The organism is Klebsiella sp. 141198, from assembly GCF_050600785.1.
Taxonomy (GTDB): domain Bacteria; phylum Pseudomonadota; class Gammaproteobacteria; order Enterobacterales; family Enterobacteriaceae; genus Klebsiella; species Klebsiella aerogenes.
This window is the reverse complement of record NZ_JAQIRM010000002.1, coordinates 369,198-389,336: the sequence shown is the minus strand read 5'-3', so window position 1 is coordinate 389,336 and position 20,139 is coordinate 369,198. Positions and strand designations below refer to the sequence as shown.

Genomic DNA, 20,139 nt, shown 5'->3' with positions numbered 1-20,139 from the left:
TGGCCATGATAAGGAGGAACACAGGGTGGCTGACCAGATATCTGTACCGCCTGAGCTAACCGGAAACCACGCTTTTTTTCTGGATCTTGACGGCACGCTTGCCGATATCAAACCTCATCCCGATCAGGTTGTTATCCCCGAAGACGTCCTTCAGATGTTGCGATTACTGGCACAGCAGCAACATGACGCTGTGGCATTGATTTCAGGGCGCTCACTCGCAGAGCTCGATGCACTTACCCGTCACTGGCGATTACCGCTTGCCGGCGTCCACGGGGCTGAACGCCGCGATATCAATGGAAAAAGACATGATGTATCACTACCGCCGGCGCTCAGCCGTGAAGTCGGCGAAGCATTAACGTCGGCGCTCCAGACGTTGCCTGGCAGTGAACTGGAAGATAAAGGCATCGCTTTTGCGCTGCACTATCGCCAGGCGCCACAACACCAGAGCGCCATCCTGGCATTGGCGCAGGAAATCGTACAGCGTTATCCGATTCTGGCCATTCAGCAAGGGAAGTGTGTCGTAGAGATCAAGCCACGTGGCATCAACAAAGGTGAAGCGATTGCCGCGTTTATGCGGGAAGCGCCTTTTGCGGGACGAACGCCGGTATTTATCGGCGATGACCTGACTGATGAGGCGGGTTTTACTATGGTTAATCAATTAGGCGGAATATCGATAAAAGTTGGACAAGGCGACACACAGGCGCGCTGGCGGCTGGCAAATGTTGCCGCCGTACATCAGTGGTTACGTCATGTCGTCGACAATACGCAATGCCTGGATGTATTCACTAACGGGAGGGATGACCATGGGTCGTTTAGTCGTAGTATCTAACCGTATTGCAACGCCGAATGATAAAAAGGCCAGCGCAGGCGGCCTGGCGGTGGGCATTTTAGGTGCGCTGAAGGCGAGCGGCGGCACGTGGTTTGGTTGGAGTGGGGAAATCGGCGATGATAACCAGCCGTTGAAGAAGGTGAGTAAGGGGGATATTTCCTGGGCCTCATTCAACCTGAGCGAAGAAGACCACGAACTCTACTACAATCAATTTTCCAATGCGGTGCTATGGCCCGCTTTTCACTATCGTCTCGACTTAGTCAATTTTCAGCGTCCGGCCTGGGATGGCTATTTACGCGTTAACGCTGCCGTGGCGCAAAAGCTGCTGCCGCTGCTAGCCGACGACGATATGATTTGGGTTCATGATTATCATCTGTTGCCATTTGCCAGCGAATTACGCAAAAACGGTGTGAAGAACCGCATCGGCTTTTTCCTGCATATTCCGTTCCCGACGCCTGAAATATTCAACGCCTTACCTCCACATGCGGAGCTTCTTGAACAGCTTTGTGATTATGATTTGCTCGGCTTTCAGACCGAAAATGACCGACAGGCATTTGTTGATTGCGTCGCCCAGCAAACCACCTTATGTGAAGTGGGGCATCAGCAATACCGCGCCTGGGGCAAGACGTTCCGTACTGCCGTCTATCCGATAAGCATTGAGCCTCAGGAGGTCGCGCGCAGCGCCAGCGGGCCGTTGCCGCCGAAGTTGGCTCAATTGAAAGCTGAACTAAAAGGCGTTAAGAATATTTTTTCCGTTGAGCGGCTGGATTACTCCAAGGGGTTGCCGGAGCGTTTTCAGGCTTACGAGGCGCTATTGGAAAACTACCCCCAGCATCGTGGGAAAATTCGCTATACCCAGATAGCGCCCACTTCGCGGGGTGATGTTCAGGCGTATCAGGATATCCGCCATCAGCTGGAAACGGCCGCCGGACGAATCAACGGCCACTATGGTCAACTGGGGTGGACGCCGCTGTATTATCTGAATCAGCATTTCGATCGCAAACTGCTCATGAAGGTATTTCGTTATTCCGACGTGGGGCTTGTCACGCCGCTGCGCGACGGCATGAACCTCGTAGCCAAGGAGTTTGTCGCCGCACAGGATCCCGCAAACCCAGGGGTGCTGGTGTTATCGCAGTTCGCTGGCGCGGCTAATGAACTGACTTCCGCGCTCATCGTCAACCCCTACGATCGCGATGAAGTGGCGGCGGCGCTGGATCGCGCACTTACGATGCCGCTTGCCGAGCGAATTATTCGCCATGGCAAAATGCTCAAGGCGATCGAGAGTAATGATATTGATAACTGGCAGGCGCAGTTTGTTGCCGATCTAAAGCGGGTAAAGTCGCATGAAGATAGCTGCCAGCAGTCAACCGTAGTTACTCCCTCCGCGTAGTCAAAACGGCTGATGCTTCGGCATCAGCTTATTCCAGGGAAACCAACAGCACATCAACGCCGCTGCTGCCGACGATATTCTTCGCTGAACAGGTCGCGCGGGAAAACAGGCTCTGGTTATGGTTGCCGCAGATCACCAGGTCGACGTGATGCTGACGACAAAAATCCTTCACGTGATGACAAAGCTCGCCGCTGGCGATAGTCATTTTGCTGATGGGATACTCCGCCTGGGCGGCGAGTTCATTAAGAAAGCTACGTGTCTCCTCCTGCATAATCTCACGCAAATTCTCCATCATCGGCGCGGCGAACTGATTATACATCTCCGGATCTGTCGCCAGCGTGATCAGGCTGACCTGCGCATTGAACGGACGTGCTATAGACACCGCTTTATTGACCAACATGCGGCTTTCCGGCGTTGGGGCGACGGCGACTAACAGATGAGAGTAGGGCATCTAGCCTCCTTGAGATACGCAACGGGACCTTTCTACTTTCTTTACTCCTAATTCCATTTTTCCACAAGGGGTATTCGCGCGGTTGAAAACGCCTTTCTGCGAACGTGTGGTATCAGATTCTGGCAGCTGACTCGCAAAAATGATTCCCTCTTTTGCTTTAAAAGAAACGCTGTTTTATAAATCGGTGACGCATGTTGCCCGGCCCTTTGTTTTTTTGCCACTGAATGATTGGTACTGGCAAAAATGCAAAGGTAAGCCGGTTTTCATGATCTTACTGTAGCCATGTATCCGCAAAACTTCGGTATAGCCCGTGGTAAGACCGAAGTTATCTAATAAAAAAGAGACAGGATTTACGGCGATGAAAACACGAAAAATCGGTTTGGCTAATTATCTCGCCTATGGTTCCGGCGATTTTCTCGGCGCGGGAACCACCGCGCTAACCGCAGCATGGCTACTCTATTTTTACACCACCTTCTGCGGGCTATCGCCCATTGAGGCGACGCTCATTTTCGCCACCGCGCGCGTGCTCGACGCGGTCGTCAGCCCGCTGATGGGCTTCTTAACCGATAACTTTGGCTCTACCTGGCTGGGTAAGCGGTTCGGCAGACGCAAATTTTTTATTTTGCTCGGGATTCCCTGCGTTTTTAGCTACTCAATGATGTGGGTAGGCGATATGGGATTCTGGTACTACCTCGCAACTTATCTGCTGTTTGATATTGTCTATACCATGATTCTGGTGCCTTACGAGACGCTGGTGCCGGAGATGACCGATGATTTCAAACAGAAAACCAAATTTTCCGGCGCGCGTATTTCCATGGCGCAAATGTCGGCGATTTTAGCCTCGTTTTTACCGGGGATCCTGCTCACCCAACTGGGTAAAGATAACGCCAGCTCATTTTTTTACGCAAGCCTGGTCTTTTCGGTGCTGTGCGCGCTAATGCTGACCTTCGTCTGGTTTTTCACCTGGGAACGCCCGCGGGAAGCGTGGTCTGAAGCGGCGCTACGTGCGGAAGAAGAAAAGCGCAACTTAACCCTCGCGCAGAGTCTTAATCGCCTCTTTATTGAACTCAGCTCTACGCTGCGCATTAAAATCTTCCGCCAGCATCTTGGTATGTATCTGGGCGGCTATATCGCGCAGGACGTGTTCAACGCCGTGTTTACCTATTACGTGGTCTTTGTGCTGATGCAGGACGCCTCTGTCGCCTCTAACCTGCTCGGCACGATGGCTATCTTCCAGTTCATCGCGGTTATCGCCATGATCCCGCTCTGCATCCGCTTTGGCCCGGCGCCTTCATACCGCATGGTAGTGGTGCTGTTTGGTTTGAGCTCTCTCTCTTATGCCGTGCTCTATTACGCGGGGCTGAGCGACGTCTATTCATTATTACTGCTCATTTCCGCGATCGCGGGCCTGGGGCGCGGCGGCATTAATTACGTGCCGTGGAATACCTACACCTATATTGCCGACGTCGACGAAGTCATTACCGGCCAGCGTCGAGAGGGCATTTTCGCCGGTATTATGACGCTGACCCGCAAAGCATCCCAGGCGGGGGCGGTGATGCTGGTTGGTATCATCATGCAATTATCGGGCTTTGTTTCCGGGCAAAAAATTCAGCCGGAAGGCGTTAGTCACACCATTCTGTTGATCCTTAGCGTCGGTACTTTAGTGGTGCTGGCCTGCGGCTTCCTGGTCTCCCTGCGCTTTAAACTCAACTTACATACGCACAGTGTGCTCCGCGCCGAGACGCTGGTGATGCGTGATATCGGTTACGCACAGCCCGAGCAGGCGACGGCGGAAAACCGTGCGGTAGTTGAGATGCTGGCGGGAATGCCTTACGACTGCCTGTGGGGTAATAACAACATTGGCTACCTGAATCGCAATAAACCTGCCGCCCCGGCGCTGAATCAGGGCGGCACTTTGAATTCGACATATACCAGAGGTTAAGAACATGAAAGTTTGGCCGGTCAAACATAGCCCATTATTGCGTCAGCCTGAGCGCTTTATCGCTCGCAGTGAGCTTCAGACATTGATCCGTAATGTGACGCAAAACCTGGTGAATATTAAGGATGAAAGCGGGCAGTTTTTACTTCGGCTGGACGACGGGCGGGTCATCGATACCAAAGGCTGGGCCGGTTGGGAATGGACCCACGGCGTTGGGCTGTACGGCATCTACCAGTATTATCAACAAACCGGCGATATCGCGATGCGCGATATCATTGACGGCTGGTTCGCCGACCGCTTCGCCGAAGGGGCTACCACCAAAAACGTCAATACCATGGCGCCGTTTCTGACGCTGGCTTATCGCTATGAAGAGACCGGGCGTCAGGAGTATCTACCATGGCTCGATAGCTGGGCCGAGTGGGCGATGCATGAGATGCCGCGCACCGAGCAGGGAGGCATGCAGCACATTACCCTGGCGGAAGAGAACCATCAGCAGATGTGGGATGACACGCTGATGATGACGGTGCTGCCGCTAGCCAAAATCGGTAAATTACTAAATCGTCCGCAGTACATTGAAGAAGCAACCTATCAGTTTTTGCTGCACGTACAGAACCTGATGGATAAAGAGACTGGCCTGTGGTTCCACGGCTGGAATTACGACGGTCGGCACAACTTTGCGCGTGCGCGCTGGGCGCGAGGTAACAGCTGGCTCACCATCGTGATCCCGGACTTCCTTGAGCTGGTGGATTTGCCAGAGGGCAGTGCGTTACGCCGCTATCTGCTACAGGTGCTGAATGCGCAAATTGCCGCGTTAGCGAAATGTCAGGATGAGAGCGGGCTTTGGCATACCCTGCTCGACGATCCGCATTCCTATCTTGAAGCGTCAGCGACGGCGGGCTTCGCTTACGGCATCCTGAAAGCGATACGCAAGCGTTATGTCGGGGCGGAGTACACCGAGGTTGCCGAAAAGGCGATACGCGGGATTGTGCGACATATTTCACCAGAGGGGGAACTGCTGCAAACCTCGTTTGGTACCGGAATGGGCTCCGATCTCGATTTTTACCGGCAAATTCCGCTCACCTCGATGCCGTACGGCCAGGCGATGGCGATTCTTTGTCTGACGGAGTATCTGCGCAAATATTTCTGATAGCGGCATTGATTCCCCGGCCGCGCTGTGCGGACCGGGGCGACGAATAAAACAAACCCGGCTTTCACCGGGTTTGTTTTTACATCCGCTCTACGGTCTCAATACCCAGAGTATCGAGGCCCAACTTCAGCGTCTTCGCCGTCAGCAGCGCCAGTTTCAGGCGGCTATTACGGGCCTCTTCGCTTTCGGCGCTGAGGATCGGGCAGTGTTCGTAGAAACCAGAGAACAGACCGGCCAGATCGTACAGGTAGGCGCACATTACGTGCGGAGTACCTTCACGGGCGACGACGGCCAGCGTTTCTTCGAACTGCAGCAGGCGGGCAGCCAACTGCGCTTCGCGATCTTCACTAATAACTACCGGCGCGGCAGCCAGCGCGCTTTCGTCGATACCGGCTTTACGGAACACCGACAGCACACGGGTATAGGCATACTGCATGTAAGGCGCGGTATTACCTTCGAACGCCAGCATGTTATCCCAGTCGAAAATGTAATCGGTAGTGCGGTTTTTCGACAGATCGGCATATTTCACCGCGCCGATACCCACCGCATTGGCCAGTTTTTCCAGCTCATCGGCCGGCATATCCGGGTTCTTCTCGGCCACCAGGCGGCGTGCGCGCTCCAGCGCTTCGTCCAGCAGATCGGCCAGTTTTACGGTACCGCCGGCGCGTGTTTTGAACGGTTTACCGTCTTTACCGAGCATCATGCCGAACATGTGATGTTCCAGCGGTACGGACTCCGGTACATAGCCGGCTTTACGGACAATAGTCCATGCCTGCATCAGATGCTGATGCTGACGAGAGTCGATGTAGTAGAGCACGCGGTCGGCATGCAGCGTTTCATAACGGTATTTTGCGCAGGCGATATCGGTAGTGGTGTAGAGGTAGCCGCCATCCTTTTTCTGGATGATGACGCCCATCGGTTCGCCTTCTTTGTTTTTGTATTCATCAAGGAAGACCACGGTCGCGCCTTCGCTCTCGACGGCCATGCCTTTTGCTTTCAGATCGGCAACGATCCCCGGCAGCATCGGGTTGTACAGGCTCTCACCCATCACATCATCGCGGGTCAGAGTGACATTCAGGCGATCGTAGGTGATCTGGTTTTGCGACATGGTGATGTCGACCAGTTTGCGCCACATCTGCAGGAAGTACTCGTCGCCGCCCTGCAGCTTAACCACGTAGCTACGCGCGCGCTCGGCGAAGGCTTCGTCTTCGTCATAGTGCTTTTTCGCTTCGCGGTAGAAACCTTCGAGGTCGGCCAGCGCCATTTCGCCGGCGTTTTCCTGCTGCTGCTTTTCCAGATAAGCGATGAGCATACCGAACTGGGTACCCCAGTCACCGACGTGGTTGGCGCGGATAACGCGATGGCCGAGGAACTCCAGCGTACGTACCGAGGCATCGCCGATGATGGTTGAACGCAGATGGCCGACGTGCATCTCTTTCGCCACGTTCGGCGCGGAGTAGTCAACAACGATAGTCTGCGGCTGTGGTTTCGCCACGCCCAGGCGCTCGGACTGCAGCGCGAGATTGACGTTTTCCGCCAGGAAAGCTGGATCGAGGAAAATATTGATAAAGCCCGGTCCGGCGATTTCGACTTTATTGGCAATGCCGTTCAGATCGAGATGAGACAGTACCTGCTCTGCAAGTTGTCGCGGCGCCATGCCCAGTTTTTTGGCCACCGCCATCACGCCATTGGCCTGATAGTCGCCGAACTGAACTTTTGCTGACTGGCGGACCTGAGGTTCGCAATCGGCAGGCGCGCCTGCCGCGATCAGGGCCTGGCTGACTTTTTCTGAGAGAAGAGCCTGAATATTCACCGGAATACCTTACTTTTAAGGCGCGAGAACCCCTGTGGGGCGGCGCCGGAACATGGACAAATTAAGGCGGGAGTATACTGCATTTGCGCCCAGCCGTCAGCACCGCGCGCAAGTTGAAAATCAGCACGCTTAATGAATAACCATTCGTCATCCCGGCGCGCGGATTGGCGGTTGGTCGGGGCGGCGAAACAGGATAAATTAGCCTTTTTAGCGATCACCGAGGCGCAAGATGGCAAACTGGCAGCAAATTGATGAACTGAATGATATTTCGGCGGATTTACCGCGTTTTAGCGATGCCATACTGGCGCTGGCGGTTCGTCTGGGGCTGGATATGACACCGCTGGACGCCGATCATATTTCGCTGCGTTGTCATCAAAATACGACGGCGGAGCGCTGGCGGCAGGGGCTGGAGCGTTGCGGCACGTTGCTATCGGAAAATATCATTAATGGCCGCCCCATTTGCTTATTTAAGCTTGCCGAACCCATTTGTGTCGCCCACTGGCGCTTTACGGTTGTGGAGTTGCCCTGGCCGGGTGAAAAACGTTACCCGCACGAAGGCTGGGAGCATATCGAAATCGTTCTGCCGGGCGAGCCGGAGACGCTGAATGCCCGCGCCCTGGCGCTACTTTCTGATGATGGACTCAGCCAGCCGGGGATTTTTGTGAAAACCAGTGCGCCGAAAGGGGAGCGTGAACGTTTGCCGAACCCGACGCTGGCGGTCACGGACGGCAAAGTGACCATTAAATTCCACCCCTGGTCGATCGAGCAAATCGTCGCCAGCGAGCGATCCGATACTTAACAGTGTGAAGCCGCGCGGCGTCTGTGAGGATAAATCGTGACATGCTGTGTTGCCCGTAATGAAAATGGAGAAGGGAACGATGTTGCTGGAAGTCTGCTGCTATAGCATGGAGTGCGCGCTGGAGGCGCAGCGTTGCGGCGCCGATCGCATTGAACTGTGCGCCGCGCCGCAGGAGGGCGGATTAACGCCGTCGCTGGGCGTGCTGCGTTCGGCGCGAGCGAGTATCTCGATTCCGGTTCATCCGATTATTCGCCCGCGCGGCGGCGATTTTTGTTACACCGAGGGCGAATTTGCCGCCATGCTGGATGATGTGGCGACGGTCAGAGATCTGGGTTTTGCGGGTCTGGTGATTGGCGTGCTCGATGCTGACGGCCAGGTGGATATCGCCCGCATGCAAAAAATTATGGCGGCGGCGGGGCCGCTGGCGGTGACCTTCCATCGGGCCTTTGATATGTGCGCCGACCCGCGTCAGGCCTGGCATTCGCTTGCTGAACTGGGCGTTGCTCGGATCCTCACTTCCGGTCAACGGCCAACGGCGGAACAAGGTCTTGCAAAAATTATGGAACTAATTGCCCTGGGTGATACTCCAATCATTATGGCCGGAGCGGGAGTGCGGGCTGCCAATATGCAACAATTTCTGCAGGCAGGCCTCAAAGAGGTGCATAGTTCCGCGGGGCAGTGGTTGCCATCGCCGATGCGCTTTCGTAATCCGGGGTTATCGATGTCCACCGACGCAGATGCCGACGAATATTGCCGCTATGCCGTTAACGGCGAGGCGGTGGCGGAAATGAAACAGATTATTTCTGCCGCGCGGGGTTAACCCGCGAAGATGACCGTTTTTTGCTGCACATCATGTCGCCCAATATGATGATTGCCCGTACCAGGCCCCTGCAATTTCAACAGGGGCCTTTTTTTATCCCGCGAGCGCCACCAGTGGTCGGCTGAGGTGAATTACGCCCTGGCCGCGGCCGCTTTTTTGGCCAGCGACTGCTGCGTTTCTGGTTTAGTGGCGACGATCACCGCACGCAGCGGCGCGGGGTAACCTTCCAGCGTTTTGCTGCTGTCACGCGGATCGAGGAAATCGGCGAGTGATTCCGTCGTCATCCATTCGGTGCGGCGCTGCTCTTCGCTGGTGGTCACACAGGTGTCAACAATGCGCACATCGATGAATCCGCACTTCTCCAGCCACTGTTTCAGCGCGGCTGCGGAAGGAATGAAATAAACGTTACGCATTTGCGCGTAGCGGTCACCGGGCACCAGCACCGTATTTTCATCGCCTTCAACGACCAGTGTCTCCAGTACCAGCTCGCCGCCGGGGGCTAGCTGATCTTTGAGCTGCCACAGATGATCCAGCGGGGAACGGCGGTGATAGAGCACGCCCATCGAAAAGACGGTATCAAAAGCTTCCAGCGCCGGCAGTTGTTCGATGCCGAGCGGCAGCAGGTGCGCGCGCTGATCGTTGCCGATGAGTTTACGCACTGCTTCAAACTGGCATAAGAACAGCTGGGTTGGGTCGATACCGACCGCCAGATGCGCGCCGGCGCCGATCATTCGCCACATGTGATAACCACTGCCGCAGCCGACATCAAGGATAGTACGACCGGTGAGATCGGAAAGATGAGGCAGCACGCGTTCCCATTTCAGGTCGGAACGCCATTCGGTATCGATATTAATGCCATACAGCGAATAAGGGCCTTTACGCCACGGCATCAGGTTTCGCAGCAGATTTTCAATTCGCAGCTGGTGGCCTTCGCTGAGTGGCGTTTCGCTTTCCGCCGTGACGCTATGCAATAGATCAAGACGCCAGGGCGACAGTTCGGGCAGAAACTCAACGGCGCGTTCCCATTCACGAAACTTGCCGTGTAGCGCTTCGCGTTGCCAGGCCGCGACCTGAGCGGGCAGGGTTTCCAGCCAGTGGGAGAGCGGCCCTTTCGCGATCAACTGATAAAAATTACTGAAGTCGATCATGACCGATCCCCGGACTTTACCGCCACCAACGAACCAAAGTTAAAACACTGGAACCACAGTTCGGCATGTTCAAACCCGGCCTGGCGCAGACGCGCTTTGTGGGTTTCCACCGTATCCGTCAGCATCACGTTTTCCAGCATGCTGCGTTTCTGGCTGATTTCCAGTTCGCTATAGCCATTGGCGCGTTTGAAGTCATGGTGCATGTTAAACAGCAGTTCGCCGACGTTGGCGTCTTCAAAGCTGAATTTTTCGGAAAGCACCAGCGCGCCGCCAGGATTTAGCCCCTGATAGACTTTATCCAGGATCGCCTGACGTTCGCTCGGCTCGAGGAACTGAATAGTGAAGTTCAAGACGACCATCGAAGCATTTTCAATGGCGATATGGCGAATATCGCCCTCAATAACCTCAACCGGCGTCGGTGCTTTATAGGCATCAATATGACGACGGCAGCGTTCCACCATCGCCGGGGAGTTATCGATGGCGATAATTTTGCATCCCGGATGCGCGATATTGCGACGCACGGAAAGCGTCGCGGCGCCGAGCGAGCAGCCGAGATCGTAAACCTGTGTATTTGGCTGAACAAAACGCTCAGCCAGCATGCCGATCATTGAAATAATATTGGAGTAACCAGGAACGGAGCGCTGGATCATATCCGGGAAGACTTCGGCTACCCGTTCATCAAAGGTCCAGTCGCCGAGACTGGCAATCGGCGCGGAAAAAAGCGTATCGCGGTGAGACATAACGTTAAACCCGAAAAAACGAAAACGGCGTATTGTGCGCTAACGCAGGGAGAAAACCAACTCCCAGGGCATATACCACAGGTTAGCCAGCACCATCAGCAACAGCGAGCACCAGGTAGCGCTCATTCCGGAACGCCGCCAGCGGAACAGGCGATGATGGAAACCGTACGAGTGCATCAGGCGTCCGGCAATCAGCAAGATACCGCAAACGTGCACCATCCAGGTTAGCGCGCCGTTCATTTCCATGAACAGCAGCAAGATAAGCCCAATGGGGACGTATTCCACCGCATTGCCATGAACGCGAATAGCGACCTGTAGTTCGCTAAAACCACCGTCGCCATAGCCGACGCGATACTGCATGCGCAGACGTACCACATCGAAGGAAAACTTGATTAACAATAACGCACCCAAAACCGCATACAGCGCGCTGACCATACCCAAAACTCCCTTTAATTATGTCAGGTGGCTCCGACTATCATAGCAGGATATCAGAAAAGCGAGGATTGCTGCGGAATTGACGGCGCCGCGCCGACGCCCGGCAGCACCGCGCGTAGATCTTCCCATAAGGTATCTACCAGTTCAGGCGCCTGGGCGATATCCGGGGTATGTAGAAACAGCCATGGCGTGGCTGACTGATGCCACTTTGGCAGCGTCTGTAACCAGACGCGAAATAATTCGCGATTCTGCGCCATATCGTCGCTGCCGATAAAACGCACCATCGGCTGCTCCGCGGTCATGACCGCGTGAACCGGAACTTTGGGTTTCTTTTTTTGCGCGTCAATCATCGCCGGGTTGCGCGCGACGGCGCTATGTACCGGGCGGCTATCGAGGATCACGCGGTTGGCGTTGCGCTGGTGCAAGCCACGATTAAGCTGTTGTTCAGCATCGCCTTTGGCGAAAAACTCAGGATGGCGAACTTCAACGCCGTAGGTGAAGTTTTTCGGTAGCGTATCGAGAAACTGCCACAGGGCAGGGAGGTCTCGTGGCCCGAAGGTGGCGGGCAACTGCAGCCAGTACTGGCCGATGCGCGATTCCAGCGGCGCCAGACGAGTAAAAAATTCGTGGCTTAAGTCGTCGCAGTCGCGCAGCGCCGCCTGATGCGAAATCGTGGCCGGGAATTTAAAACAGAAGCGAAAATCATCGTGAGTTTGTTGATACCAGCGATCGACAATCTCGGCCTTTGGTAAGGCATACAGGGTGGTATTACCCTCCACGCAGTTAAAATGGCGGGCATACTCTTCAAGGCTGGTGATGCCAAGGCGCACCCATTTAGGGTGCGACCATTGCGGAAGCCCGATATAAATCATAAGGCGGCGAGAATGTCCTCGGTGCTGCGCACGCGGGCGATGCGCGGGAAGATATGCGTCATACTGCCCTGGTGCTGCTCGGCGGAAGCGGCGCTGCACGCATCCTCGGCAATGACCAGATTAAAACCGAGTTCCCAGCCATTGCGGGCGGTGGATTCCACGCCGATATTGGTGGAGATACCGCAAAGAATAATGGTGTCGATACCGCGGCGGCGAAGCTGCAGTTCAAGATCGGTGCCGTAGAACGCGCCCCATTGGCGTTTCGTCACTTCAATATCGCTATCCTGTTTGCCAAGCGCTGGCGGATAGACCCACCAGTTTTCAGGCAACTTCGCGGCGCCAGCCTGGGCATCCACCGGCTGTTTTAACGCTTCAGCGAAATCGGCGGACCAGCCGACGCGAACCATGATGACGGGCGAATCCTGTTGACGACATTTTTCAGCCAGCTTTGCCGCGCGCGCCACCACCTCGTCGGCGCGGTGCGGGCCGCCGGCAAAGGGTAAAATGCCTTCTTGCAGGTCAATAACGACCAGCGCGGTTTTTTTCGCATTGAGTTCTAACATGGTATCCCCGTATCTTGTTCTGTTGTCAGGCCGCTACAATACCGTTGCTAATTCGGCTCAAGGGTAACAAATTTTGTTAATTTATGTGAGCACAAGCAATAAGCGCGCAGCAAAGCAGCGTACAAACTGCGTCGGGCTTATCGTCAGACAGAATTTCCAGTATAATAGCCGCCTTTTTTCATTCAGTAGTGACATTCAGCAAAGCTGCGACCTCGTCGCCTGCAAGGCAGGCAACATCCGCCTGCGGCTAAGTTAAGGGATATCTCATGCGTACAGAATATTGCGGACAGCTACGTCAGTCCCACGTGGGGCAGCAAGTGACCCTGTGTGGTTGGGTCAACCGTCGTCGTGATCTCGGTAGCCTTATCTTTATCGATATGCGCGACCGTGAAGGCATCGTGCAGGTGTTTTTCGATCCGGATCGTGCGGATGCATTAAAACTGGCTTCCGAACTGCGTAATGAGTTCTGCATCCAAATCACCGGTACCGTGCGTGCGCGTGAAGAGCGCAACGTTAACCGCGAGATGGCCACCGGCGAAATCGAAGTGCTGGCGTCTGACCTGACCATCATCAACCGCGCGGAAGCGCTGCCGCTGGACTCCAACCACGTCAACACCGAAGAAGCTCGCCTGAAATACCGCTACTTGGACCTGCGTCGTCCGGAAATGGCTCAGCGCCTGAAAACCCGCGCAAAAATCACCAGCTTCGTGCGCCGCTTCATGGACGATCACGGGTTCCTCGATATCGAAACCCCGATGCTGACCAAAGCCACGCCGGAAGGCGCGCGTGACTATCTGGTGCCGTCGCGCGTCCATAAAGGTAAATTCTACGCGCTGCCGCAGTCTCCGCAGCTGTTCAAACAGCTCCTGATGATGTCCGGTTTCGATCGTTACTATCAGATAGTCAAATGCTTCCGCGACGAAGACCTGCGTGCCGACCGTCAGCCTGAATTTACCCAGATTGATGTTGAAACCTCGTTCATGACCGCGCCGCAGGTGCGTGAAGTGATGGAAGATCTGGTACGCAAGCTGTGGCAGGACGTGAAGGGCGTAGACCTTGGTCAATTCCCGGTGATGACCTTTGCCGAAGCAGAGCGTCGTTACGGTTCCGATAAGCCGGACCTGCGTAACCCGATGGAGCTGGTAGACGTAGCCGATCTGGTGAAAGCGGTAGAATTCGCCGTCTTCTCCGGCCCGGCTAACGACGCCAAAGGCCGCGTTGCGGCCTTACGCGTGCCGGGCGGCGCGGCGCTGACCCGTAAACAGATTGATGAATACGGCAAATTCGTGCAGATCTACGGTGCGAAAGGGTTGGCCTATATTAAAGTGACCGAGCGTGCGAAGGGCCTTGAAGGCATCAATAGCCCGGTGGCGAAATTCCTCAACGCCGAAATCGTTGAAGCTATCCTTGAACGCACCGGCGCGCAGGACGGCGACATGATCTTCTTCGGCGCTGACAACAAGAAAGTGGTTGCCGATGCCCTCGGCGCGCTGCGTCTGAAGCTGGGCAAAGACCTGAATCTCACCGACGAGACCAAATGGGCGCCGCTGTGGGTTATCGACTTCCCGATGTTCGAAGACGACGGCGAAGGCGGCCTGACTGCGATGCACCACCCGTTCACCTCGCCGAAAGATATGACCGCCGCTGAGCTGAAAGCCGCGCCGGAAGACGCTGTGGCTAACGCCTACGACATGGTCATCAATGGCTACGAAGTCGGTGGTGGTTCGGTGCGTATCCACAGCGGTGAAATGCAGCAAACCGTGTTTGGTATTCTGGGCATTAACGAACAAGAACAGCGTGAAAAATTCGGCTTCCTGCTGGATGCGCTGAAATACGGTACGCCGCCGCACGCCGGCCTGGCGTTTGGCCTCGATCGCCTGACCATGCTGCTGACCGGTACCGATAACATCCGTGACGTTATCGCCTTCCCGAAAACCACGGCTGCCGCGTGCCTGATGACCGAAGCGCCGAGCTTCGCGAATCCTGCCGCGTTAGGCGAACTGGGGATTCAGGTTGTGGCGAAAGAGGCAAAAGAGTCTCCGGAGAACAACTAAGATGTCATTCAAGCTGCCCGTCTCCGTTCTGGTGGTGATTTACGCCGAAGATACGAAGCGGGTGCTGATGTTGCAGCGACGCGACGATCCCGCTTTCTGGCAGTCGGTTACCGGCAGCCTGGAAGAGGGGGAAACCGCGTTGCAGGCCGCCGCGCGCGAAGTAAAGGAAGAGGTCGCCATTGACGTTGCTCGCGAGCAACTGGCCTTAATTGACTGTCAGCGTACGGTGGAGTTCGAGATATTTTCTCACTTACGTCATCGCTATGCGCCGGGCGTCGAGCGCAATACGGAATTCTGGTTCCGTCTTGCGCTGCCCCATGAGCGCCAGATTGTTTTCACTGAACATCTGGATTACCGCTGGGTTAGCGCGTCGGATGCCGCCGCGCTAACTAAATCGTGGAGCAACCGGCAGGCGATTGAAGAATTTGTAATTAACGCCGGGTAACTTCCCGCGGCGTTTGTCGCGGAAAGACGGCTTTTTTGGAGAGTTTTTTATGGCAGGTCATAGTAAATGGGCCAACACCAAACACCGCAAAGCGGCGCAAGATGCCAAGCGCGGTAAGATCTTTACTAAAATCATCCGCGAGCTGGTCACCGCTGCGCGTCTGGGCGGCGGCGATCCGGCATCCAACCCGCGTCTGCGCGCGGCGGTAGATAAAGCGCTGTCCAACAACATGACTCGCGACACCCTGAACCGCGCCATCGCGCGCGGCGTCGGCGGTGATGAAGACGCGAACATGGAAACCATCATTTATGAAGGTTACGGCCCGGGCGGCACCGCGGTAATGGTTGAATGTCTGAGCGACAACCGTAACCGTACCGTAGCCGAAGTGCGCCACGCCTTTACCAAAACCGGTGGTAACCTCGGAACCGACGGTTCTGTGGCCTATCTGTTCAGCAAAAAAGGCGTGATCTCCTTCGAGAAAGGCGACGAAGACACCATCATGGAAGCCGCGTTGGAAGCGGGTGCTGAAGACGTTGTCACCTATGATGACGGCGCCATTGACGTTTACACCGCCTGGGAAGAGATGGGCGCGGTACGTGATGCGCTGGAAGCCGCTGGCCTGAAAGCCGATGCTGCTGAAGTCTCAATGATCCCGTCGACTAAAGCGGATATGGATGCGGAAACTGCGCCGAAGCTGCTGCGTCTTATTGATATGCTGGAAGACTGCGACGACGTGCAGGAAGTGTATCATAACGGCGAAATCTCCGATGAGGTTGCCGCAACGCTGTGATGCCGGTAGCCGGTATTGCGGGTGAGTTAATACTGGAGGCGCGTGATGGCCATTATTCTCGGCATTGACCCGGGGTCACGCGTGACCGGTTATGGCGTGATTCGCCAGGTCGGGCGGCAGTTGAGCTACCTTGGCAGCGGATGCATCCGCACCAAAGTAGACGATCTGCCGTCGCGGCTGAAGCTGATTTACGCCGGCGTCACCGAAATTATTACCCAGTTCCAGCCTGACTATTTCGCTATCGAGCAGGTCTTTATGGCGAAAAATGCCGATTCGGCGTTGAAGCTTGGGCAGGCGCGCGGGGTGGCGATTGTCGCGGCGACGAACCAGGACCTGCCGGTCTTTGAGTACGCTGCCCGCCAGGTTAAGCAAACCGTCGTCGGCATCGGTAGCGCGGAAAAGAGCCAGGTACAGCATATGGTGCGTACTTTGCTGAAACTTCCGGCAAATCCGCAGGCGGATGCGGCGGATGCATTGGCCATCGCCATCACCCATTGCCACCTCAGTCAGAACCTGGCTCAGATTAGCGAGACCCGGCTCAATCTGGCGCGAGGGCGGTTACGATAATCACAAATCAGGCTGGATATTCATCCAGCCTTTTTTTATGATAACGCATTAGACTTTCGGCCCTTTATTCAGGAGCGCTACGTGATAGGCAGACTCAGAGGCATCATTCTCGAAAAGCAACCCCCGCTGGTATTACTGGAAACCGGGGGCGTAGGTTACGAAGTCCATATGCCGATGACCTGCTTCTATGAGCTACCGGAAGCCGGGCAGGAAGCCATCGTCTTCACCCATTTTGTGGTGCGTGAAGACGCGCAGCTGCTGTACGGCTTTAACAACAAGCAGGAACGCACGCTGTTTAAAGAGCTTATCAAAACCAACGGCGTCGGGCCGAAGCTGGCGCTGGCTATCCTTTCCGGCATGTCGGCGCAGCAGTTCGTGAATGCCGTTGAGCGTGAAGAGGTCGCCTCGCTGGTGAAACTGCCTGGTATTGGCAAGAAAACCGCTGAGCGTTTAATTGTCGAAATGAAAGACCGCTTTAAAGGCCTGCATGGCGACCTGTTTACTCCGGCCGCCGATCTGGTGCTGACGACGCCTGCCGGCCCAACTGCCGACGACGCGGAGCAAGAAGCGGTTGCCGCGCTGGTGGCGCTGGGCTATAAACCACAAGAGGCCAGCCGGATGGTGAGCAAAATCGCCCGTCCGGACGCTAATAGTGAAATGCTAATCCGCGAAGCGCTGCGCGCGGCGTTGTGAGGTAAGGGATGATTGAAGCAGATCGGCTGGTATCAGGCGACAGCATTGGTTTCGAAGAGGCCGCTGACCGCGCTATCCGCCCCAAATTGCTCGCAGAGTACGTCGGCCAGCCGCAGGTGCGTTCGCAGATGGAGATCTTTATCCAGGCGGCGAAACTGCGCGGCGATGCGCTCGATCACCTGCTGATTTTTGGCCCGCCGGGTTTGGGGAAAACCACGCTTGCCAATATCGTCGCCAACGAAATGGGCGTGAATCTGCGCACCACCTCCGGCCCGGTGTTGGAAAAGGCCGGAGACCTGGCGGCAATGCTGACCAACCTTGAGCCGCATGATGTCCTGTTTATTGATGAGATCCACCGCCTTTCGCCAGTAGTGGAAGAGGTACTGTATCCGGCGATGGAAGATTACCAGCTGGATATCATGATTGGCGAAGGCCCGGCCGCACGCTCGATTAAAATCGATCTGCCGCCGTTTACCCTGATTGGCGCGACCACCCGCGCTGGTTCATTGACTTCACCGCTGCGCGACCGCTTTGGTATCGTACAGCGCCTCGAGTTTTATCAGGTGCCGGACCTGCAGCACATTGTTGGCCGCAGCGCCCGTCATATGGGGCTGGAGATGAGCGAAGAAGGGGCGCTGGAAGTCGCCCGTCGCGCGCGCGGTACGCCGCGTATCGCCAACCGCCTGCTGCGCCGGGTGCGCGACTTCGCCGAAGTCCGTCACGATGGCACTATCTCCGCTGAGATCGCCGCTCAGGCGCTGGATATGCTCAACGTGGATGCCGAAGGGTTTGATTATATGGATCGCAAGCTGCTATTGGCGGTAATCGACAAATTCTTCGGTGGGCCGGTCGGCCTCGATAATCTCGCGGCGGCTATCGGCGAGGAGCGCGAAACCATTGAAGACGTGCTGGAGCCGTACTTAATTCAGCAGGGGTTCCTGCAGCGCACGCCGCGTGGCCGAATGGCGACGGTGCGCGCCTGGAATCACTTCGGTATTACCCCGCCGGAAATGCCCTGATGAAACCCGGTAGCTTTCCGCTACCGGGTAGTCTCTCAATCAACTCGCCGCTTTCTTCGTCATACTCAGAACAAACAGCGCCGCTGCGCACAGCACAACCGAAGGGCCTGCAGGGGTATCATAGAACGCCGAGAAGGTTAATCCCCCGGTTACCGCCAGCATACCCACGCCAACGGCTACTGCGGCCATCTGTTCCGGCGTGCGGGCAAAGCGGCGGGCGGTAGCGGCCGGGATTATCAACAGCGAAGTGATGATCAGCGCGCCGACGAATTTCATTGCCACGCCGATAGTCAATGCCGTCACCAGCATCAGCAACAGTTTAACCCGCTGCAACTTCACGCCGTCAACAAACGCTAAATCAGGGCTGATAGTCATCGCCAGCAGGTTACGCCATTGCCAGAGCAATATCGCGACCACCACCACTACGCCTAATGCAAAGGAGATTAAATCCTGTGGGGTTACGGCTAACAGATCGCCAAACAGATAGGCCATCAGGTCGACGCGAACGTTCGACATCAGGCTCACCACCACCAGACCGAGCGACAGCGCGCTGTGGGCCATAATACCCAGCAGGGTATCGACCGCCAGGTGAGGGCGTTTTTCCAGCCACACCAGGCCGCCCGCCAGCAGCAGCGTGACCACGATAACCGCATAAAACGGATTCACGTTGAGCAGCAGACCAAACGCCACCCCAAGCAGCGAAGCATGCGCCAGCGTATCGCCAAAGTAGGACATTCTCCGCCAGACCACGAACGAACCCAGGGGGCCTGCCGCGCAGGCGAGCATCATGCCGGCTAACCAGCCGGGTAACAGTAATTCAATCATTAGCGACCATTTCCCCGACGCAGTACAATCCGCCCCTGCAGGTCGTGGCGGTGATTATGTTGGTGACGATAAATGCCAAGCTGTTCCGCGCCGCGCGGGCCGAACATGGAGATAAATTCCGGATGCATCGAGACCACTTCCGGGGTTCCGGAGCAGCAAATATGCTGGTTCAGGCACAGCACTTCATCGGTTTTGGCCATGACGAGGTGCAGATCGTGGGAAACCATTAAGACCGCGCAGTTCAGCTCCTGACGCAGTTGGTTTATTAAATCATACAGCGCCACCTGCCCATTGACGTCGACGCCCTGGGTAGGTTCATCCAGCACCAGCAGTTGTGGTTGATTCAGCAGGGCGCGCGCCAGCAACACGCGCTGGGTTTCGCCGCCGGAGAGCTTTTGCATTGGCGCATCGATTAGATGCCCGGCCTGCACGCGCTGCAGCGCCGGCATAATATCCTGTTTGCGGGTACCGGGACGTAGGCGCATAAAGCGGCTGACCGTCAGCGGCATGGTCGCATCAAGATGCAGTTTTTGCGGCACATAGCCGATACGCAGATTTTTCTCGCGCTGGATAGCACCTTCTGTCGGCGTCACCAGGCCGAGCACTACGCGCACCAGCGTCGATTTCCCGGCGCCATTTGGGCCAAGAAGCGTTAAAATTTTGCCTGGTTTTAGCGTTAGCGAAATGTCAGACAACACGCGCCGCTGGCCGTAGACGACCGCGACTTTTTCCAGCGTTACAAGATTCGTCATGTCAAATTAGGGGTTGCACTAGCGATTGAATGTTATAATATCACATCA

21 protein-coding genes are annotated in these 20,139 nt (G+C 55.8%); 12 read left to right on the top strand and 9 right to left on the bottom strand.

Features of this window, described 5'->3' with window-relative positions:
* The first annotated feature begins 25 nt into the window (after positions 1-25).
* Entirely contained in the window at positions 26-829 is an 804-nt protein-coding gene (gene otsB, locus PGR10_RS07220) for a trehalose-phosphatase (protein WP_113373560.1), read from the top strand.
* Positions 804-2,219: an alpha,alpha-trehalose-phosphate synthase gene (gene otsA, locus PGR10_RS07215; protein WP_430923258.1), complete on the top strand. Its 1,416-nt coding sequence runs from the start codon at positions 804-806 to the stop codon at positions 2,217-2,219. Before otsB ends, otsA begins: the two co-directional genes overlap by 26 nt.
* 28 nt (positions 2,220-2,247) lie before the next feature.
* On the opposite strand, the gene uspC is transcribed toward otsA, so the two are convergent.
* Positions 2,248-2,670 (bottom strand): universal stress protein UspC, encoded by a 423-nt coding sequence (gene uspC, locus PGR10_RS07210; protein WP_113373562.1) that lies wholly within the window; start codon positions 2,668-2,670, stop codon positions 2,248-2,250.
* 358 nt (positions 2,671-3,028) lie between these two features.
* Between uspC and PGR10_RS07205 the strand changes: the two genes are divergently transcribed.
* Positions 3,029-4,612: an MFS transporter gene (locus PGR10_RS07205; protein WP_032714837.1), complete on the top strand. Its 1,584-nt coding sequence runs from the start codon at positions 3,029-3,031 to the stop codon at positions 4,610-4,612.
* A 4-nt stretch (positions 4,613-4,616) separates the two neighbouring features.
* The gene (locus tag PGR10_RS07200) at positions 4,617-5,756 is read left to right on the top strand and encodes a glycoside hydrolase family 88/105 protein (protein WP_430923257.1); all 1,140 of its coding nucleotides are present in this window, start codon (positions 4,617-4,619) and stop codon (positions 5,754-5,756) included.
* A 79-nt stretch (positions 5,757-5,835) separates the two neighbouring features.
* On the opposite strand, the gene argS is transcribed toward PGR10_RS07200, so the two are convergent.
* Positions 5,836-7,569 carry an arginine--tRNA ligase gene (argS, locus tag PGR10_RS07195; RefSeq protein WP_113373564.1) on the bottom strand — a complete coding sequence of 578 codons (1,734 nt, stop codon included), beginning with the start codon at positions 7,567-7,569 and terminating at the stop codon, positions 5,836-5,838.
* Positions 7,570-7,798: 229 nt separating this feature from the next.
* Between argS and PGR10_RS07190 the strand changes: the two genes are divergently transcribed.
* Together PGR10_RS07190 and cutC are read left to right on the top strand one after the other, a co-directional pair.
* A complete protein-coding gene (locus PGR10_RS07190; protein WP_213316868.1) occupies positions 7,799-8,368 on the top strand; it encodes a VOC family protein in 570 nt (189 codons plus the stop codon).
* Between the two features lie 79 nt (positions 8,369-8,447).
* Positions 8,448-9,188: a copper homeostasis protein CutC gene (gene cutC, locus PGR10_RS07185; RefSeq protein ID WP_316424171.1), complete on the top strand. Its 741-nt coding sequence runs from the start codon at positions 8,448-8,450 to the stop codon at positions 9,186-9,188.
* A gap of 131 nt (positions 9,189-9,319) precedes the next feature.
* Here the strand turns inward: cutC and cmoB are convergent, their stop codons facing one another.
* From cmoB to PGR10_RS07160, 5 genes are read right to left on the bottom strand one after another with little or no spacing between them, the layout of a single operon-like run.
* Positions 9,320-10,336 (bottom strand): tRNA 5-methoxyuridine(34)/uridine 5-oxyacetic acid(34) synthase CmoB, encoded by a 1,017-nt coding sequence (gene cmoB / locus PGR10_RS07180; protein WP_316424170.1) that lies wholly within the window; start codon positions 10,334-10,336, stop codon positions 9,320-9,322.
* On the bottom strand, positions 10,333-11,076 hold the full coding sequence (gene cmoA / locus PGR10_RS07175; RefSeq protein WP_430923256.1) for a carboxy-S-adenosyl-L-methionine synthase CmoA: 744 nt from the start codon (positions 11,074-11,076) through the stop codon (positions 10,333-10,335). The genes cmoB and cmoA overlap by 4 nt, the downstream gene beginning before the upstream one ends.
* A gap of 39 nt (positions 11,077-11,115) precedes the next feature.
* Positions 11,116-11,511 carry an MAPEG family protein gene (locus PGR10_RS07170; RefSeq protein ID WP_015365982.1) on the bottom strand — a complete coding sequence of 132 codons (396 nt, stop codon included), beginning with the start codon at positions 11,509-11,511 and terminating at the stop codon, positions 11,116-11,118.
* Positions 11,512-11,564: 53 nt separating this feature from the next.
* Positions 11,565-12,383, bottom strand: coding sequence for a DUF72 domain-containing protein (locus PGR10_RS07165; protein WP_430923255.1), 819 nt, complete (start codon positions 12,381-12,383; stop codon positions 11,565-11,567).
* Positions 12,380-12,946 (bottom strand): hydrolase, encoded by a 567-nt coding sequence (locus tag PGR10_RS07160; protein ID WP_430923254.1) that lies wholly within the window; start codon positions 12,944-12,946, stop codon positions 12,380-12,382. The genes PGR10_RS07165 and PGR10_RS07160 overlap by 4 nt, the downstream gene beginning before the upstream one ends.
* A gap of 266 nt (positions 12,947-13,212) precedes the next feature.
* Between PGR10_RS07160 and aspS the strand changes: the two genes are divergently transcribed.
* The 6 genes from aspS to ruvB all read left to right on the top strand — a co-directional run bounded on the left by aspS (position 13,213) and on the right by ruvB (position 18,514).
* Positions 13,213-15,000, top strand: a complete 1,788-nt coding sequence (gene aspS / locus PGR10_RS07155) for an aspartate--tRNA ligase (RefSeq protein WP_020078458.1) — start codon at positions 13,213-13,215, stop codon at positions 14,998-15,000.
* 1 nt (position 15,001) lies between these two features.
* Positions 15,002-15,445, top strand: coding sequence for a dihydroneopterin triphosphate diphosphatase (nudB, locus tag PGR10_RS07150; RefSeq protein ID WP_015365986.1), 444 nt, complete (start codon positions 15,002-15,004; stop codon positions 15,443-15,445).
* Positions 15,446-15,494: 49 nt separating this feature from the next.
* Entirely contained in the window at positions 15,495-16,235 is a 741-nt protein-coding gene (locus PGR10_RS07145) for a YebC/PmpR family DNA-binding transcriptional regulator (RefSeq protein ID WP_015365987.1), read from the top strand.
* 45 nt (positions 16,236-16,280) lie between these two features.
* A complete protein-coding gene (gene ruvC, locus PGR10_RS07140; protein WP_015365988.1) occupies positions 16,281-16,802 on the top strand; it encodes a crossover junction endodeoxyribonuclease RuvC in 522 nt (173 codons plus the stop codon).
* A gap of 81 nt (positions 16,803-16,883) precedes the next feature.
* Entirely contained in the window at positions 16,884-17,495 is a 612-nt protein-coding gene (gene ruvA / locus PGR10_RS07135; RefSeq protein WP_430923252.1) for a Holliday junction branch migration protein RuvA, read from the top strand.
* A gap of 8 nt (positions 17,496-17,503) precedes the next feature.
* A complete protein-coding gene (ruvB, locus tag PGR10_RS07130; protein WP_015365990.1) occupies positions 17,504-18,514 on the top strand; it encodes a Holliday junction branch migration DNA helicase RuvB in 1,011 nt (336 codons plus the stop codon).
* A gap of 39 nt (positions 18,515-18,553) precedes the next feature.
* On the opposite strand, the gene znuB is transcribed toward ruvB, so the two are convergent.
* Both znuB and znuC read right to left on the bottom strand, forming a co-directional pair.
* Positions 18,554-19,339 (bottom strand): zinc ABC transporter permease subunit ZnuB, encoded by a 786-nt coding sequence (znuB, locus tag PGR10_RS07125; RefSeq protein ID WP_430923251.1) that lies wholly within the window; start codon positions 19,337-19,339, stop codon positions 18,554-18,556.
* Positions 19,339-20,091, bottom strand: coding sequence for a zinc ABC transporter ATP-binding protein ZnuC (gene znuC / locus PGR10_RS07120; protein ID WP_015705955.1), 753 nt, complete (start codon positions 20,089-20,091; stop codon positions 19,339-19,341). The genes znuB and znuC overlap by 1 nt, the downstream gene beginning before the upstream one ends.
* Positions 20,092-20,139 lie beyond the last annotated feature (48 nt).